Source organism: Stenotrophomonas sp. P5_A9 (assembly GCF_056400525.1).
The window spans coordinates 25,833-43,229 of the sequence record NZ_JBFULC010000030.1 but is presented as its reverse complement, the minus strand read 5'-3'; the positions used below and the strand labels follow the sequence as shown (position 1 = coordinate 43,229).

General features: G+C 67.9%; 16 protein-coding genes and 1 pseudogene. 4 read left to right on the top strand and 13 right to left on the bottom strand.

Annotated features, from left to right (window positions below):
* Positions 1–167 precede the first annotated feature (167 nt).
* The 4 genes from murU to AC1DR7_RS11450 form a co-directional block, all read right to left on the bottom strand.
* Entirely contained in the window at positions 168–881 is a 714-nt protein-coding gene (gene murU, locus AC1DR7_RS11465) for an N-acetylmuramate alpha-1-phosphate uridylyltransferase MurU (RefSeq protein ID WP_457321191.1), read from the bottom strand.
* A complete protein-coding gene (locus AC1DR7_RS11460; RefSeq protein ID WP_457321193.1) occupies positions 878–1,903 on the bottom strand; it encodes an aminoglycoside phosphotransferase family protein in 1,026 nt (341 codons plus the stop codon). The genes murU and AC1DR7_RS11460 overlap by 4 nt, the downstream gene beginning before the upstream one ends.
* Positions 1,904–1,961: 58 nt before the next feature.
* Positions 1,962–2,237 carry a GlsB/YeaQ/YmgE family stress response membrane protein gene (locus AC1DR7_RS11455; protein WP_256775735.1) on the bottom strand — a complete coding sequence of 92 codons (276 nt, stop codon included), beginning with the start codon at positions 2,235–2,237 and terminating at the stop codon, positions 1,962–1,964.
* A gap of 69 nt (positions 2,238–2,306) precedes the next feature.
* Positions 2,307–3,800 (bottom strand): M20 family metallopeptidase, encoded by a 1,494-nt coding sequence (locus AC1DR7_RS11450; protein WP_478051957.1) that lies wholly within the window; start codon positions 3,798–3,800, stop codon positions 2,307–2,309.
* A gap of 94 nt (positions 3,801–3,894) precedes the next feature.
* On the opposite strand from AC1DR7_RS11450, the gene AC1DR7_RS11445 reads away from it, so the two are divergent.
* From AC1DR7_RS11445 to AC1DR7_RS11430, 4 genes and pseudogenes are all read left to right on the top strand, one after another.
* Positions 3,895–4,329 carry a ComEA family DNA-binding protein gene (locus AC1DR7_RS11445; RefSeq protein WP_457320421.1) on the top strand — a complete coding sequence of 145 codons (435 nt, stop codon included), beginning with the start codon at positions 3,895–3,897 and terminating at the stop codon, positions 4,327–4,329.
* Between the two features lie 389 nt (positions 4,330–4,718).
* Positions 4,719–5,792 (top strand): annotated as a pseudogene (locus AC1DR7_RS11440) (L,D-transpeptidase).
* Positions 5,793–5,818: 26 nt separating this feature from the next.
* Entirely contained in the window at positions 5,819–6,538 is a 720-nt protein-coding gene (locus AC1DR7_RS11435; protein ID WP_457320419.1) for a murein L,D-transpeptidase catalytic domain family protein, read from the top strand.
* A gap of 23 nt (positions 6,539–6,561) precedes the next feature.
* Positions 6,562–7,161 carry a HutD/Ves family protein gene (locus AC1DR7_RS11430; RefSeq protein ID WP_457320417.1) on the top strand — a complete coding sequence of 200 codons (600 nt, stop codon included), beginning with the start codon at positions 6,562–6,564 and terminating at the stop codon, positions 7,159–7,161.
* A 160-nt stretch (positions 7,162–7,321) separates the two neighbouring features.
* On the opposite strand, the gene AC1DR7_RS11425 is transcribed toward AC1DR7_RS11430, so the two are convergent.
* From AC1DR7_RS11425 to AC1DR7_RS11385, 9 genes are all read right to left on the bottom strand, one after another.
* The gene (locus AC1DR7_RS11425) at positions 7,322–8,926 is read right to left on the bottom strand and encodes a sulfite reductase subunit alpha (RefSeq protein WP_478052012.1); all 1,605 of its coding nucleotides are present in this window, start codon (positions 8,924–8,926) and stop codon (positions 7,322–7,324) included.
* Complete coding sequence (locus AC1DR7_RS11420; protein WP_478052868.1) at positions 8,923–9,903, bottom strand: FAD:protein FMN transferase; 981 nt, start codon at positions 9,901–9,903, stop codon at positions 8,923–8,925. The genes AC1DR7_RS11425 and AC1DR7_RS11420 overlap by 4 nt, the downstream gene beginning before the upstream one ends.
* 132 nt (positions 9,904–10,035) lie before the next feature.
* A complete protein-coding gene (locus tag AC1DR7_RS11415; RefSeq protein ID WP_256775742.1) occupies positions 10,036–10,842 on the bottom strand; it encodes a DUF4198 domain-containing protein in 807 nt (268 codons plus the stop codon).
* Positions 10,843–10,955: 113 nt separating this feature from the next.
* A complete protein-coding gene (locus AC1DR7_RS11410; protein ID WP_457320364.1) occupies positions 10,956–11,474 on the bottom strand; it encodes a DUF2271 domain-containing protein in 519 nt (172 codons plus the stop codon).
* Positions 11,475–11,510: 36 nt separating this feature from the next.
* Positions 11,511–12,146 (bottom strand): PepSY-associated TM helix domain-containing protein, encoded by a 636-nt coding sequence (locus tag AC1DR7_RS11405; protein ID WP_256775744.1) that lies wholly within the window; start codon positions 12,144–12,146, stop codon positions 11,511–11,513.
* Positions 12,147–12,798: 652 nt separating this feature from the next.
* Complete coding sequence (locus AC1DR7_RS11400) at positions 12,799–15,228, bottom strand: TonB-dependent receptor domain-containing protein (RefSeq protein WP_478051855.1); 2,430 nt, start codon at positions 15,226–15,228, stop codon at positions 12,799–12,801.
* A 143-nt stretch (positions 15,229–15,371) separates the two neighbouring features.
* A complete protein-coding gene (locus tag AC1DR7_RS11395) occupies positions 15,372–15,800 on the bottom strand; it encodes a hypothetical protein (protein WP_256775746.1) in 429 nt (142 codons plus the stop codon).
* Positions 15,801–15,939: 139 nt separating this feature from the next.
* The gene (locus tag AC1DR7_RS11390) at positions 15,940–16,668 is read right to left on the bottom strand and encodes a tetratricopeptide repeat protein (protein WP_457319433.1); all 729 of its coding nucleotides are present in this window, start codon (positions 16,666–16,668) and stop codon (positions 15,940–15,942) included.
* Positions 16,661–17,350 carry a Fe2+-dependent dioxygenase gene (locus tag AC1DR7_RS11385; RefSeq protein WP_256775748.1) on the bottom strand — a complete coding sequence of 230 codons (690 nt, stop codon included), beginning with the start codon at positions 17,348–17,350 and terminating at the stop codon, positions 16,661–16,663. The genes AC1DR7_RS11390 and AC1DR7_RS11385 overlap by 8 nt, the downstream gene beginning before the upstream one ends.
* Positions 17,351–17,397: the final 47 nt, after the last annotated feature.

The following is a 17,397-nucleotide window of genomic DNA, read 5'->3' as shown; positions in this document are numbered from 1 at the left end:
GACCAACGGTCGGCTCTACACGGTGGGGGGCCGTGTCCTGAGCAGCCGACCAACGGTCGGCTCTACCAGCGGGGCGGAGAGCAGCCGACCAACGGTCGGCTCTACCAGCCCAGCAGCCGACCAACGGTCGGCTCTACCAGCGGGTCGCCCAGGGGGTGTCCGCGGTGTTACCCGTGCGGGTATTGCAGCTGCGCGTCCAGCTGCGCCAGACGCTCCGGCGTACCCACATCGGTCCATCGCCCGCGGTGGTGCTGCCCGCTCACGCGGCCCTGCGCGATGGCATGCCGCAGCAGCGGCGCCAGCCCGAACTGCGGCGGCTGCGCAGCCGCGCCGGGGGTATCGCCGATGACCGCGCGCCACCCATCGAGAATCCGCGGCCGATACACGCCGATGCCGGCATAGGTCAGCCGCGCGGCCTCGCCGTCATCGCTGACCTGGCCATCGCCGCGCAGGATGAAATCGCCGCGCGGATGCTGCGCCGGGTTGTCGACCAGCACCAGGTGCGCATCCCCTGTGGGATCACGCGGCAGCGTGCCGAAGTCCACGTCCGTCCACACATCGCCGTTGACCACCAGGAACGGCGCATCGCCGAGCACCGGCAGCGCGTTGAGGATGCCGCCGCCGGTTTCCAGCGGCACCGCGCCCTCGTCGATGATGTGCAGGCGCAGGCCCCAGCGCGCGCCGTCACCGAGCGCGGACGCGAATTGATCGCCCAGCCATGAGGTATTGATCACCACGTTCTCCACGCCCGCCGCCGCCAGACGCTCCAGGTGCCATTCGATCAGCGGCTTGCCACCGGCCACCAGCAGCGGCTTGGGTGTATGCAGGGTCAGCGGGCGCATGCGCTCGCCTTTGCCGGCCGAGAAAATCAGTGCCTTCATGGGCGTGCCGGGATTGGGCCGGCCAGCTGCGCCAGCGCGGGTTTGATGCGCTGCTGGAGCAGGTCATCCAGCGCCGCCAGTTCGGGATGGCGCGGCAGCACTTCGTCCAGGTAACGGATGAAACGCGGCGCGTCGTCGAAGTAATGGCCCTTGCCATCGCGGTCGCGCAGGCGCACGAACAGGCCGAGGATCTTGAGGTGGCGCTGCACGCCCATCCAGTCCGCATCGCGCAGGAACTGCGGCCACGGGCGCACCGGGAGGCCTGCGGCCAATGCCTGGGCGTGGTACCGCGCCAGCCAGGCATCCACTTTCTCCAACGGCCAGCTCAGGAATGCATCCTTGAACAGGCTGACCGGGTCGTAGGCGATCGGCCCACGCACCAGGTCCTGGAAATCCAGCACGGCCGGACCGGCGTCGACCGGCATCAGGTTGCGCGGCATGAAGTCGCGGTGGGTGAGCACCTGCGGCTGGTTCAGTGCGTTGTCCATCAGCCGGCGATGCACCCACTGCAGCTGTTCCAGTTCGCCGCAGTCCAGCTGCAGGCCCAGATGGCGCTGCAGGAACCATTCGTCGAACAGCCCGGCGTCACGCTGCAGCAGCGCCTCGCCGAACGACCCCATACCCTCGGGCACCGGAATCTGCTGCAGCCGGATCAGCTGTGCGAAGGCGGCATCGAACCACGCGTCGGCATTGTCGTCGTCGATATGCCGCGCCAGCGTCGGGCCCCCGAGGTCTTCCAGCAGCAGGAAGCCCTGCTCGACATCGCGCTCGAGCACGCGCGGTACGCGCACGCCGTTGGGTTCGAGCAGGTCATGCATGCGCAGCCACGGGCGCACGTCTTCCAGCCCGGGCGGGGAGTCCATCACGATGTGGCTCCCGGCCGTGCTGGTGGTGCGCCAGTAACTGCGGAAACCGGCGTCGACCGAGGCCCGGTCCAGCGCCAGGTGCGGGTCGTTGAGCGCGGTACTGGCCCACTGGCGGCGGAGGTCGGCGCGCAGGGGATCGGAAGCGGGATCGTTCATGGACGGGTACGTCGAAGCGGCACCGTGCAGGCGCCAGGGAAAAGAGGGGAGGGCGGGCTCAGCGTTTGCCGTTGCCGCTGACAAGGCGCAGCACGGCAAGCACGGCCACTGCACCGAGTATCGCGCCGAGGAAGCCGGCCGGCTCACCGGCGGCATACCAGCCCATGTACTGGCCGAACCAGCCGGCCAGCAGTGCGCCGACGATGCCGAGCACGATGGTCAGCAGGCAGCCCATGCGGTTGTTGCCGGGCATGAAGAAGCGCCCGAGCAGGCCGACCACGAAGCCGACCAGGATGATGTAGAGCCAGCTGGTGCTGCCGAACAGTCCGTTCATGCCATTTGCGCCTTCGGAGGGTGGACGCAGCCTAGCAAGGCCAGGCTGCGTCCGTCACGCCGTGTGCGCTCAGCAGCAGCCGTGGCCGCCGTGGCGGGTGCCGCTGTCGGCGGCCACCGGCGAACCGCTGGTCTCGCCGCGCAGGCTGGCCGCGTAATGCTCGCTGATCACCTTGGAGACGCACGAGGTGACCTTCTTGCCCATCGGGATATGCAGGAACTCGTTCGGGCCATGGGCGTTGGAATGCGGGCCGAGCACGCCGGTGATCATGAACTGCGCGCCGGGGAACTTCTCGCCGAGCATGCCCATGAACGGGATCGAGCCGCCTTCGCCCATGTACATCGCCGGCTTGCCGAAGAAGGTCTGGCTGGCAGCATCGATCGCCTGGGTCAGCCACGGCGCCATCGCCGGTGCGTTCCAGCCGCTGGAGGCCTTTTCAAGGTCGAGTTTCACTTCGGCGCCGTTCGGCGGATCGCGCAGCAGGGCCTCCTTGAGCAGCTCGCCGCAGGCCTTGCCATCGGCGGTCGGCGGCAGGCGCAGCGACAGCTTCACCGCGGTGTGCGGGCGCAGCACGTTGCCGGCCGAGGCCAGCGGCGGCATGCCGTCCACGCCGGTGACCGACAGCGCCGGACGCCAGGTGCGGTTGAGCACCAGTTCGGTGAGGTCCTCGTTCATCGGCTTGAGGCCGTCGACCATCGGGAATTTCTCGAAGATCGCGGTGTCCACTACGTCCGCGGCGCGCTTGGCCTGTTCCAGGCGCTCGGCCGGGATGTCCACGTTCATGCCGTCGATCAGGATGCGGCCGGTGTTCTCGTCCTCGATCCGCGACAGCAGCTGGCGCAGCAGACGGAAGCTGGACGGAATCACGCCGGAGGCATCGCCGGAGTGCACGCCTTCGTTGAGCACCTTGACCGAGAAATTGCCGCCGGTCAGGCCACGCAGCGAGGTGGTGCACCACAGCTGGTCGTAGTTGGCGCAGCCCGAATCCAGACACACCACCAGTGACGGCTTGCCGATGCGGTCGGCCAGGTGGTCCACGTAGGCCGGCAGGTCGTAGCTGCCCGATTCTTCGCAGGCTTCGATCAGCACCACGCAACGCGCGTGCGGCAGCCCCTGTTCCTGCAGTGCCAGCACGGCAGCCAGCGAGCCGAACATCGCATAGCCGTCATCGGCGCCGCCGCGGCCGTACAGCTTGTCGCCGCGCAGCACCGGCACCCACGGGCCGAGGTCGTCGTCCCAGCCGGTCATTTCCGGCTGCTTGTCCAGATGGCCGTAGAGCAGGATGGTGTCGTCGCCGGTCTCGGCGCCGGAGGCGGGGATTTCCAGCAGCAGCAGCGGCGTGCGGCCTTCCAGGCGCACCACCTCCACGCTCAGGCCCGGCAGGTTCTGGGCCCGGGCCCAGGTTTCCATCAGGGTGACGGCCTGCTCCATGTACCCATTGGCCACCCAATCTGCGTCGAACATCGGCGATTTGTTGGGAATACGGATGTAATCGACCAATTGCGGGACGATTTCGCTGTCCCACTTCTCACTGACGAATTGGCCGAGTTTGGTGCTGTCCATCTGACACTCCGGAGGCATTGGCTAGTCGTCACATTCTACGCCGCTGGTCGGGGTAGGGATTTCCCTACATCACGTCAGGTATTTGGCTGGCTGTGTGAAGGCGTTGTGGACGATAGGCTGTGTGTATGTGGCGAGGGATGCTGGAGCCTCCGACGGGATAGCCGGCAGGCACCGGTTCCGAGCCACAAGGAGTAGCACGGTGGGGCCTTGGTTTTCGTGGAAGGCGCTTGCGCTGGGACTGCTGTTGATGGGAGCCGCTCACGCGGCCGACCGCATCGACATCAATACGGCTGATGCGTCGACGCTGCAGCAGGGATTGACGAACGTGGGGCCACGCAAGGCCGACGCGATCGTCGCGTACCGGCGACAACACGGACCTTTCCTCCGGATCGAGGATCTGGCACGGGTGAAGGGGATAGGGACAGCAACGGTCGAACGGAATCGACAACGGATGACGGCGGGGGTCATGAAGAGCCCCGCGGCGGAACCGCCCAGGAGGGCGTTGCCGGCAGCCGTACCAAGGCGATGACCAACAGGACAGGTCGGGGACGGGCAGGGAGCTGGTCACTGGTCGCCGCGCAGGACGCGCGATGACACCGACACACGCAGGGAAGCGGTGCGCACGGATGCGGCGCGGAAGGAGTGGCGCGGATCCACCTGGACGGTGGCATCCAGACCCGGGAAGGGCTGCGATGGCGGAACGATTTACGGCCGAGTGCAGGGAGCATGGCCGGACCCACACTGGGCAGGATGCACAGGGGGAAGGCTGGACGCCGACAAGGACGTGACGATTGCCCGGTCTGCGCAGGGATGCGTGGCCGGGCAATTTCTTTTGGGCGACGTGCACACCCACGCCAACACCTGATTCATGCAGCGCGTTGGTGTAGCGTCGTCGCATCACTGCATGGAATGAACCACATGGCGCCACGCCGCGCGTTGCTTACCCTGGCCTTGGCCACCTTGTTCGCCGCCGGTATGGGCTCGGCTGCTGCCGCGACCGCCACGCCGCCCGCCAGCACCGCCGCCGCGAAGGCCGTTGCCGCGCCGCGCGGTCCCACCGATCTGAAGCCTGGCCAGTTCCTGTAGCATCCGGAAATCTCCCCGGCCGGTCCGATCGTGCTGGTGGTCAGCCTGGATGAGCAGCGCGCCTACGTGTACCGCAACGGCATCGCCATCGGCCTGAGTACGATCAGCTCGGGCAAGACCGGGCACGAAACCCCGACTGGCGTATTCACCATCCTGCAGAAGGACAAGGACCACAAGTCCAACCTCTACAACAGCGCGCCGATGCCCTACATGCAGCGGCTGACCTGGGACGGCATCGCCCTGCACGGCGGCAGCTTGCCCGGGCACCCGGCCTCGCATGGCTGCGTGCGCCTGCCGCAGGCGTTCGCGCAGAAGCTGTTCGGCGAAACCAAGCGCGGCGACACCGTGGTGGTGGCCGATGCCAAGAGCGCGCCGATGACGCTGGCCTATCCGGCGGTGCTGGCGCCGGTCAACAGCACCGGCAAGCCGCTGGTGGAAACCACCGCTGCGCYGGAGCATTACTGGAACGATGCGGCCGCCCCCAGCGGGCAGGTCGGCATCCTGGTAAGCCTGCACGACCAGCGCCTGTACGTGTTGCGCGACGGGGTACTGATCGGCGAATCGCGGCTGCAGGCCAAGGCGCTGCCGGCGTTCGAGGGCACCACCTTGTTCGTGATGCAGCAGGGCTACTCGGATGTGCCCAGCCCGCTGGACGCCCATCAGCGCCTGCACAAGTGGACCGCCTATCCGCTGCTCGGGCAGAGCGCCGGCAATGCCAGCCCGGACCTGCTGGCCACGCCCAGCCTGCCGATGGCGCTGCCGCCGGAATTCGCCGAGCAGCTCTACAAGGCGCTGGTGCCGGGCACCACCCTGCTGGTCACCAGCCTGCCGGCGGTGCGTCCGGAGGCCGATGAACAGAACCTGCAGCCGGTGTTGGAATCCGACGCTGGCGGGTCCACCTTGTAGGCATGGGTCCTGCGGGTATGCCGTTGATGCGTGTGTCCACCTTTTCCTGGAATGCCCTGTGCGGGCTGGCGCTGACCGCGTCGGCCGCCGCGGTAGAGGCTGCCCCGGCAGTGGCGGCCGGGACGTTGCCGCCGGCGCAGCTGGCCGACATGCTCGCCCGCGCCGCGCCCGGCGCGGACCGCAAGGTCCTGCAGCTGGCCGCCAAGGCGATGTCGTGTGCGCTGCGTCGGCCGGAGTTGGGCATCGATCCGACCCGGCTGAGCGTGATCGATTATTCGCGGCCCTCGACCCAGCAGCGCATGTGGGTGTTCGACCTGGCCCGGCAGAAGCTGCTGTTCGAAGAATGGGTGGCGCATGGCCGCAACAGTGGTGGCAACCAGACCGAGCACTTCTCCAACCGCGACGGCAGTTTCATGTCCAGCCTGGGCGCGTTCACCGCCAAGGAAACCTACATGGGCGGCAACGGCTACTCGCTGCGCCTGGAAGGCCTGGAGCCGGGCTTCAACGACCATGCGCGCGACCGCGCCATCGTCATCCACGGGGCGCCGTACGTGAACCCGACCATGGCGCGCCTGCAGGGCCGCCTCGGCCGTAGCCTGGGCTGCCCGGCAGTACGCCTCACGGTGGCCAAGCCGCTCATCGACAGCCTGCGCGGCGGTGCGATGGTGTTCGCCTACTACCCCGACAAGGACTGGCTGGCGCGCTCGCAGCTGCTCGGACCGGACTGCGGTGGCAGCGCCGGCTGAGCGTGCTGGGGCACAATGGCGGCATGTCGACCGATACCGTCCTGAGCGCGGCCACGCGCGTCATTCCCAGTTTCGAATACCGTCGCGAACGTTGGCGCAACGGCATGGGCTGGACCCGAGAAATCCTGCGCGTGCCGGACAATGATGGCTGGCAGGTGCGCTTGTCGATTGCCGAGATCGAACAGGACGCGGCGTTTTCCGCGTTCCCCGGCATCGAGCGCGAGCTGGTGCTGCTGCGTGGGGAAGGGCTGCGTCTGCGTTTCGCGGATGGCACGGTACATACACTGTCGCCCCCGCACGACCGGCTGCGTTTTGCCGGCGAGGCGCAGGTCAGCGGCGAGCTGGTCGATGGCCTCACCCACGATTTCAACCTGATGTGGCGGCGCGACACGCTCGATGCAGCGCTACTGCACCGACCGTTGGTGGGCAGCATGTTCTTCTTCACCGAGCCCGCGGTGGCCTGGGCGATTCACCTGCTGGCCGGCCAGGCCGCGTTCGAGGGGGAGGCCGGAATGCCACCGTTGGAGGCGGGTGACACCGCGTGGCTGGCCGCTGGCGCGCGCAAGCGATTTGCGTTGCGCGGTGGCGGCGAGCTGCTGGCGATCCGGCTGAGTCCGCGTTAGGGACGCATCCCGATCGATCACCGATACCCGTGTGCCACGTTCGGTGGCGACCTGACCGGTGGCGAAGGCGGCTTCGGTGGAGATGATGCGTGTGTCGCGCCGATCACGGTCATCGTTCGTTTGGGAACCGACCCTATCGGCTGCGGCGCACTGGGTGCGCTCAATACACGTCGCGGCGGTACCTGCCGGCCACGATCAACGCTTCCTTGCCTTCGCGTCCCAGTGCGCGTTCGATCACGTCGTCCACTGCCGGGGCCATGCCCTGCAGACTGCCGCAGACCAGGATCGTGGCGCCGTCGCGGACCCACTGCCACAGCGTGTCGATGTTGGCCTGCAGCCGGTCCTGCACGTAACGATGCTCGCCGCCGTCTCGGCTGAACACCGTATCCAGACGCTCGATCCAGCCGGCCTGCTGCCAGGCCTGCAGTTCATCGCCGAAGTAGAAGTCATGCGCAGCGGTACGTTCGCCGAACAGCAGCCAGTTGCGCCGCGCGCCGGCATCCCTGCGTGCACGCAGGTGCGCGCGCAGGCCGGCGATGCCGGTGCCGTTGCCGATCAGGATCAGCGGTGCGTCGGTAGCGGGCGCGTGGAAATTCGGATTGCTGCGGAAGCGCAGGTCGATGCGTCCACCGAGGGCGGCGTGATCGCACAACCAGCCGCTGCCCAGGCCGGGCGTGCCATCGGGACGCAACTGGCGGCGCAGCAACAGCTGCACGTCACCTTCGACCGGCATGCTGGCGATGGAGTATTCGCGATGGGGCAGCGGTCGCAGCGCGGAAACCAGCAATGCGGCATCGGCGGACGGTGTTTCTTCAGCGGTCGGCAGGTGCGCACAGGCAAGATGCTCGCGCAACGCGACGCCGTCGATCACCTGCGAGCCGTCCAATGCGGCCTCGGCCAGCCATGCCTCGACAGCGGCCGGCGCGTGGCGTGGACCGATCTCCACCACATCGCCCGCCTGCCAGACCGGCAGCACACCGTCGGCCGGTAACAGCGATACCGCCCAGGTGCCCGCGCCAGGGCTCCCGGGATTCTGCAGCGCACGGCTGCGCAGCTGCCAGTGCTGATACTCGGCCGGGGTCCAGTCGGGCAGGTCGGTCGCCGTACCCCCAAGTTGGCCAAGCAACTGCTGCCAGTGGCGCAGCGCGGCCGGATCGGCGTTGTCCACCTCGACGGTGTCGAACAGCGGGTGCGCACCCTGCCGGCGCAACCAGGTATCCAACTGATGGCCGAACGCGCAGAAATGCCCATAACTGCGGTCACCAAGCGCCAGCACGCCGTACTGCAGGTCGGGCAGCGCCAACGACTGCGACATCACGGTGCGCAGGAACGGCAGCGCATGATCGGGTGCATCGCCTTCACCGGTGGTGCTGGCCACGAACAACACCTGCGTCGCCTGCTGCAACGCGTTGCTGTCGATCTGGTGCAGACCCCGGATGCGTACCGGCAGGCCGGCCGCGCGCAGTGCCTCGGCACTGCGCGCGCACACCTGCTGGGCGAAGCCGGTCTGGCTGGCCCAGACCAGCAGGATCGGTGCCTGTCCTTCACTGCCTGCATCGTCGCGTGGGCGCCCACGCCACCAGATCAGCGCGCATAGCGCGGCATAGCCGAGCACGCTGCCGATTGCCCAGCGCCAGTGCGAGGCCAGCGGCGCGCCCTGCCACCCGTCTTTCTGCAGGTGCAGGCGCAACAGCAACCACGCCAACACCGCCAACGCGGCGAGCACCAGCAGGTTGCCGACCACGGCGCGCGACGGACGGCTCATGCGGCCGGCGCCTGCTGCACATCGAACAGACGTTCGAACGCCGGGCTCATGTGTTCTTCAATGCCATTGGAGCCACGACTGACGAAGCGCACGGCCAGGTCGTGCGCGCGCGCGAACGCCAGCCCCTGCTCGACGCCCATCACGGTGAGCGCGGTGGCCCAGCCGTCGGCATGCATCGCATCGCGTGCCACCACAGTGACGGCTGCGGCGGCACGGGTGACCGGTGCGCCGCTGCGTGGGTCCAGGGTATGACTGAACTGCGCGCCGTCCTGCTCGAAGTGGTGCCAGCGGTCGCCGGAGGTGGCCACGGCCAGGTCATCCAACCCAAGCACGCGCGGCGGCAGGTCGGTACTGGCCTCTTCTTCCGGGCCGGCTTCCACCAGCACGCGCCACGGTTGGCCATCGGGCTTGCGACCGTAGCCGTACAGCTCGCCGCCAACGTCGACCAGCGCCGCGCGTACGCCCTGTTCGCGCAGCCAGTGGCCCACCTGGTCCACGCCGAAGCCCTTGGCGATCGCCGACAGGTCCAGCGCGACGCCGCCGGGTTGCTGCAGCGCGCGGTCCCGCCAGAGCAGGCGTTGCCAGCCACAACGCGCGCGGGTGGCCGCGAGCACCGCCGGATCGGGGATGCGCTGGGCGTGGGCGTGCGCGCCAAAACCCCACAGCGCCACCAGCGGGCCGACGGTGGGATCGAAGGCACCGCCGCTGCGCGCGGCGATGTCCAGCGCGGCGTCGAGTACCTGCGCGAACAAGGGCGGCAGCGGATGTACGCTGCCGCTGTCGGCGCGGTTGAAGCGTGAGATATCGCTGCCTGCTTCCCAGGTGCTCATCTGCGCGACGATGGCGTCGAGCTGGGCCTGGATGCCGGTGTGCAGCGGAGGCAGATCGCGCGTACGCGCCACCACCAGCTTTACCTGCCAGGTGGTGCCCATGGTGTGGCCACCGAGGCTGGCGATGTCGAAATCCGTGTTGTTCATGGGGTGGGCATGGCGGGCACGGTCGGCCCGATTGCCGATAAGGGTCTGGTGAAAGGCCCCCTCCATGCTGAAGGGGGCGTGGCAACCGCGCAGGCTGGACGTGACCTGCGCGGCGGTGAACGCCTTGGGCGATTACTGCGGCAGCACTTCCAGCGTGGCGACGTAGTTCAGGCGACGGGTCTTGGCCTGCTTCAGCGAGGTCTTCTTGTCTTCGCTGCTGGTTTCCAGCCAGTACATGCCGGCTTCGGGCCAGGTGACGGTGAACTCGCCCTTCTTGTCGGTGCTCACCTTGATCTCATTCTGGGCGTTGCGGTAACGCGTGCCGCCGCGGGTGATCTCGAACGCCAGGCCGGCGCGCGGCTTGCCATCGACCAGCACGCGAAAGCTTGCCGCTTCGCCGGCGGCCAGGTCGTTGGGGTGACCCAGAGCGACCAGCTCGATGCCCTGCTTGGTGGGGGCCAGCGCGGTGGCGTTCGGGGTGCCGTTGGTGACGAAGGTCTCGATGCGGTTGACCGACTGCGACACCTGCAGCTTCTTGGCTTTCTTCGGCACTTCGGTGGCGAAGGTGGCCGGGGTGCCGCGCCAGCGCTTGGGCTTGCCGGCTTCTTCCCAGCTGGCCGACAGGCCGCTGCTGACCGAGGCCAGGCGGTAGGTGCCCTGCTGGGTCAGTTCCACGTCGAAGACGCTGCGGTACTTGCCGGTGGACGCGTTCTGCGGCTGCACGGTGCTGCCGTCCGGCGCGGTGATGACCAGGCTGTCCAGGCGCAGCGGCACGTGGTTGAAGTAGAACAGGTCGTTGGACACGGCCGCATCGACGGTGATCCACGGGTTCTCACCGGCAATCACGGTCTGCGAGGGCTGCAGCCAGGCCTTGTGGGCCAGGGCGGAGAACGGAAGTGCGGCGGCCAGGGCGGCGGCTAGGACGAGCGAGCGCTTCATCAAAAACTCCATGTAGTGGACAGCTTCGGTGAACTGGGGATCGGCCCGGAGGCCGACGCTACGCCGCTGCGCGACGTCCCGAGGGGAACCCGACGGTGAGGGCGGGCGACAAGTCAGGGCTTGGCCGTGAGGGTGACCAGACCGAGTTCGGTGGCGCCTTGGGCTTTGCCGTTCTGGACGGTGGTGGCCGGCCAGGTAAAGGGGATCTTGAGCAGTTCGCGGCCGCCGACTTCGCGCACCGCTTCGACCACCAGAGTGTAATTGCCCGGGGCGAGGGCTTTCAGTGCCGGCTGCTTGTCGTTGAACGACAGCGCCTGCTTGCCGGCCGGGCGGGTGGGGCCGGTGACGCCGTCCACGGGCACGTCCAGGGTACGACCGCTCTTGCGCCACCACTGGCGCAGGTCGGGCAGCCACTTGGTGCCGTGGCCTTCGCTGTTGCCGGTCTGCTGGTACCAGACCGAGAGATTGGCGGCCACTTTCTGGTCGGCCCCTTCCAGCCACACGGCGACATACGGGCGGTGATATTCGGCCACGTTGAGCTTGGGTACTTCGACGTTGATGTCGAGGGTGGCGGCGTAGGCCGGGGTGGCGGCCAGCAGGCCGCTCAGGGCGATGGTCAGGGTGACGCGCATGGTGCGGCTCCGTGGGGGACGATCAAGGTAGGAGGGTCAGTGGATCAGGATCAGGGCGATCAGCAGCGGGATCATCAGGCCCAGGCCGACCAGCGGCCAGGTCATGCGACGCTGGCGGGCATGCAGGTGCAGCAGGAACAGGCCGGTGATGCAGAACACCAGGCAGGCCACGGCGAACACGTCCAGGAACCAGCCCCAGGCCGGTCCGGCGTTGCGGCCTTTGTGCAGGTCGTTGAAATAGGAGATCCAGCCGCGCGAGGTGGCTTCGTATTCGACCGCGCCACTGTCGCGATCGATGCTGAGCCAGGCGTCGCCGCCGGGGCTGGGCATGGACAGGTAGATTTCGCCCTCGGACCATTCGGCGCGGCGGCCGCCGACGGAAATGGCCAGCTGCGCATCGAGCCAGCGCGCGGCGGGGCGCGGAATCGGGGCGTTGCCGTCGGTGCGGTCGCCAAGTTGTGCGAGCAGGTCGGCGGGCAATTCGAGCTGGCGATTGACCACCTTCGGGGTGGCTTCGATGCTGGACGCGTGATTGAGGGTGATGCCGGTGGCGGCAAACAGGAGCATGCCGATCAGGCACACGGCCGAGCTGATCCAGTGCCACTGGTGCAGGGTGCGCAGCCAGAAGCCACGACGTTGTTGCTGCTGCACGCTGGAGGAGGGAGTGGCCACGGTCACGCTGCTGGGAACTGAATGGCGAATTACACCATTGATGAGAATGGTTCGCAATTTCTGGGTTTGCGGGGCTCCTGTGCTTGGAGGCGAGCGTCGCAAGCGCGGGACGTCCAGATCCTTAGCTGGCCAGCGGATATGGGTAAAAGCGGGTGCCTCGCAGTTTGTTTACTGAGGGCTGCCGAGCATGGCTCGGCACTACCGGTACACGGCCCCCGGGTAGWGCCGAGCCATGCTCGGCTGCTCCTGCTCCTGCTCCTGCTCTTGCTCTTGCTCTTGCTCCTGCCCTTGCTCTTGCTCTTGCCCTTGCTCTTGCTCCGGATCTCAACGCGGCGACCCGCCAACTTTCCGGGGGCGGTGGGGGCGGGGTTGCGGGATCGTAGAGCGCTTCCTGATCCGCAGCTGGGCTGGCGGGCATGGGTAAAAAGCGGGTGCCTTGCAGTTTATTTCGTGAGGGCTGCCGAGCATGGCTCGGCACTACCGATATACGGGCCCTGGTAGAGCCGAGCCATGCTCGGCTGCTCCTGCTCCTGCTCCTGCTCCTGCCCTTGCCCTTGCTCTTGCTCTTGCTCTTGCCCTTGCTCCGGATCCCACTTCCGCCCCCACCGCACCGCCCCCGCAGTGCGCAGGCCGTCCGCCGTTGCCGTCGCCCTCAGAACTTCGCGTTCACCGAGATCCAGTAACTCCGGCGCTGGTCCTTGGTGGCGTAATCGTCCACGCAGTTGTACTCGCTGTCGCTGCTCAGCACGCACGACTGCGACACGAAGTCCTTGTCGAACAGGTTGTTCACCCGCGCGTTGAGCGTCAGCCAGGGATTGATGTTCCAGCTGCCGCCCAGGTGGAAGATCGTGTAGTCCTCGTAGTAGCGCACCTGCGACGTGTTTACCCCGCCCACGTTGCTCAGCAGCGTGTCGCGGTAACGGTCGTAACGCCCCTCGCCGATCAACGACAGGCTGACCGCATCGCTGAGCTGCCAGTTCAGGCTGGCATTGGCCATGTGCCTGGCCGGCGTCGTGGTGCCGCCCACCGGCTTGCCCTTGTCCACGCCGCTGGTCTGCTCGGAGCGCGTGTAGGTGTAGTTGCCACGCAGCTGCAGGTTGTCCAGCAGGTCCACATAAGCGGCCGTTTCAATGCCCTTGGTCTCGGCCTTGTCCACGTTCACGCTCTGCGCGAACGTGCTGTAGCCCAACGCTGCCCAGCCCGGACCGACGTCAACGCAGTAGCCACTGCCGGCCGGTGCCACTTCGCAGTTCGGGAAGGTGCCGCCGCTGGCGATCTTGTCGTCGAACTTGTTGAGGAAGCCGGTCACGTTGAAGCCCCACTGCGCGCCCTCGTAGTACGTCGCGATCTCATAGTTGGTGCTGGTTTCCGGCTTCAGGTTCGGCGAACCCACCAACGGCAGCACGCCCTGGCCGCCGAAGCCGGTCACCCCCGGGAACAGCTGGTCGGGGCGCGGGGTCTTGTAGCCGGTGCTCACGCCGCCCTTGATCGTCCATGCATCGCTGGCGTTCCACACCAGGTATCCGCGCGGACTGACGTGGCTGCCGAAGATGTTGTGGTCGTCATAACGCACGCCCACCGTAGCGGTGAGCGTATCGGTCAACGACCAGTTGTCCTCGGCGAACACCGACCACATCCGATGCTGCTGCTTCACGTTGGCGCGGTAGCCGGCGCCGTCCATGCCGAACACGCCGTCGACCATGTCGGTGTCGTTGTATTGGCCGCCCACGGTCAGCTTGTGCGCGCCGAAGGTCATGTCCAGCATCGTGTCCAGCACGTAGCCTTCCAGCTCCATCGTGCGCAGCGGGCGCGGCAGGAATGCCTGCAGGCGTGCCTGCTCGCTGGCATTGAGCGCACTCAGCGCGTTGCCGCGGCCGGCCGCGCAGTTGGCGGCGGCGCCGGTGCGACGGCAGACGTCGTTCCACAGCGTCTGCAGGTCATCGCGTTCGTCCAGCGTCAATGGCAGCGAACGGCCGAGGTTGTTGCTGATGGTGTGGGTCAGCGTGGTCTGCCAGGTGCCGAATGTGTAGCGGCCCTGATGGCTCAGCGCCAGCTGGTCGCGCTCGTAGCGCTGGTAGGCGGTATAACCCACGCGCGGCTGAACTACGCGGCGGGTGAGGGTGCCGGTGCCGTTCGGATGGGGAACCGTGGCGTTGCCGACGCGCCACAGGCTGGCCAGGCTGTCCAGGGTGCCGGTCTGGCCCTGGCTGTTGTCGTATTTCTGCCGCGACACGTCGTAGTCCAGGGTCAGGTCGTGATCGTCGTTGATCGTCCAGTTCACGCGCACGCCGGTGTTCCAGTTGGTATTGGCCACCGCCTTGCCGCCGCCACCGAAGCCGATGCTGCGCTCCCACAGCGTGCCGTCCGGCAGCGGCAGGTCGTCCCATTCCGGGTTGGAGGCCTTGGCGTCGTAGTAGCTGCCACGCACCGCCAGGCCCAGGCGATCTTTGACGAGCGGTCCGGTCAGGTACACATCGGTGGTGCGCGCATCGCCGAACTGGTCGTCCTGCTGCACGGTGGCGCCCTGGGTGAGCGAGCCGTGCCAACTGTCCTGGTTGCGCCGGGTGATGATGTTGATCACCCCGCCCATCGCGTCCGACCCGTACAGGGTGGACATCGGGCCACGCACCACTTCGATGCGCTCGATCGCATCCAGCGGCGGCAGGTAGGAGAACTGGCCGCCGCCGAAGTTGTTCGGGTAGAGCTGGCCGACGTTGCTCTGGCGGCGACCGTCGATCAGCACCAGGGTGTACTCCGACGGCATGCCGCGCATGGAGAGGGTGGCGCGGCCGTTCTTGTCGGTGGTTTCCATGCCCACATCGATGCCTTCCACGTCGCGCAGCGCGTCGACCAGGCTGGTGTAGGGCCGCTTGCTCAGCTCTTGGCGACTGACCACGCTGATGCTGGCCGGGGCGTCGGTGATTTTCTGTTCGAAGCCGGCGGCGGTGACCACGACCTTGTCCAGCGTGGTCGGTGCGGCGGCGTCGCCGTTGGCGAAGGCGGGCGCGCTGATCGCGCCGAGCAGGGCCAGGCTCAGGGCGTGGCGGGACAGGGACATGCGACGACGATGGCGTTGGGCCATGGGGGTAACCTCGAAAAGGAAAGACGAACGCGGGACGCCACGACCGGCGGTCGCAGCGCTGCAGGAATCAGGGAAGTGCCCGGGAACAGGCAGGTGTCGCCATCGACGGGGGGCGCGTCACTACCGCGACGCGCGTGTCGGAATCAGCCCTGCGGTGGGGCTTGTCCGCGTTGAACGCGCAGGCCGGGCGCAGCCGGCAGCGGAATGGCAGGCGCCGAATCCACCGACGGGGCCACCTGCGGCGGCAGGTCGACCCAGGTCGCCAGCAACCGGTCCAGCGCGTCGGGCAAGGCCGGCGGCAACGGTGGCGGGGTGTTGGCCGGACGCACGCTGGTGAGCCGACGCGGTTTGGCCGCTACTTCTTCCTGCGGCGTGGTTTCACCGCCACCGCGACGTTCTTCGGCCGGCAGCTGCAGTACCAGCGCGGCACTGCCCGGCAACGCCCGGTCCAGCACCGGCAGGGCGGTGAACAGCATCGCCAGCAGGCCCAGCCATGCCAGCACGCTCGCCAACGCCGGACGCTGCCCGCGCACGGCGGGGGCGAAGTTGCGAAGGCGGTGCGGGTGGCGCAAGACGGAATCCCTGCTCAAGCGTGTTGGGTGGGGAACATGACGCTCCCGATCACGAGCGGACCTCGATGACGCGGCGGAGTGTAGTGAGATCCGTTCGCGGACGCAAATAGGAATGATTTGCGAATGGCTGGGTAACGATCTACGGCGCCGAAGGCGGATCGACCAGCGCCCGCAACGCGGCATGCGGCGAGGCCGCGAGGGTCGGGCGGAGGTGGGCAAGGAATGATGGGCTGCCATGGGCCAGTGCGCGTTTCAGCCACGCCGTGGCTGCATCGACCTGACCCGCCGCCAGCAACACCGAAGCATGGCTGGTCTGGCCGCGGAAGTCGCCGGCTTCGGCCGAGCGCAGGTACCACGCCGGTGCCGCGGCCGGATCCGCCGCCACGCCGATGCCGTCTTCCAGGCAGCGGCCGACCAGGTTCATCGATTTGGCATGGCCCAGTTGCGCGGCCCGCAGGTACAGCGCAAACGCGGCGCGGTCGTCGCGGAGGACGCCGCGGCCGGTGCCCAGCAGGTTGGCCAGGTTGTATATCCCCCAGTCCAGGCCGCTGTCGGCCGCCTTGCGATACCACACCGCCGCCAGTTCCAGGTTCTGCACGGTGCCGCTGCCCAGCTCATGGCAGCGCCCGAGCATGTTCATGGCGATGCCCAGCCCGCCGTTGGCGGCGCGCTCGAACCAGAGCACGGCGGCGGCCGGATCCTGCGGGATGCCGCGGCCTTCCATGCAGGCCTGGCCGAGCAGGAACTGCGCCTGCACGTCGCCGCGTTGGGCGATCGGGATCAGCGTGGCAAGTGCGGCGGTGGGGTCGTGCTGCAGCTGCGCGGCCAGCGCGGTGGCATCCAGTGCGGGCGGGGTCGGCTCAGACATCAGCCCACTGCCGCAGCAGGTTGTGATACACGCCGGTAAGGTTCACCAGCGCGGGATGGTCGGGGTGGTCGTGGGTGAGGCGCCGGATCGCGTTGTCCATGTCCCACATCAGGCGGCGCTGCCCGTCGTCGCGCAGCATGCTCTGGATCCAGAAGAACGAGGCCAGTCGCGTCCCGGCGGTGACCGGAGTGACCTGGTGCAGGCTGGTGCCGGGGTACAGCACCATGTGCCCGGCGGGCAGCTTCACCCGCTGGGTGCCGAAGGTGTCCTCGATGACCAGTTCGCCGCCTTCGTACTCGTCCGGATCGCTCAGGAACAAGGTCGCCGACACATCGGTGCGCACCGGTTGCGGTTGCCCGGCCACGCTGTAGTCGTAGCGCACCGCGTTGTCGATGTGGAAGCCGAAGGTCTGGCCGGGCTGGTAGCAGTTGAACAGCGGCGGAAAGATCCGTCGCGGCAGGGCGGCCGAAAAGAAGCTGCTGTTGCGCCCGAGCGCATCCAGGATGGTCGAACCCACCGCGCGCGCGGCCGGGTCGGACTCGGGCAGCTGCAGGTTGTGCTTGGCCTGCGCGGACTGGTAGCCCGCGGTCAGCCGTCCGTCGGTCCAGCCGGCGGTGGCCAGCTGCTTGCGGGCCAGGGTGACCTGCTCGGCGCTGAGGACGTCGGGGATGTGCAGCAGCATGATCGGCTCCAGCCCCTCCCGCACCGGAGCGCGGGAGGGAGCGTATC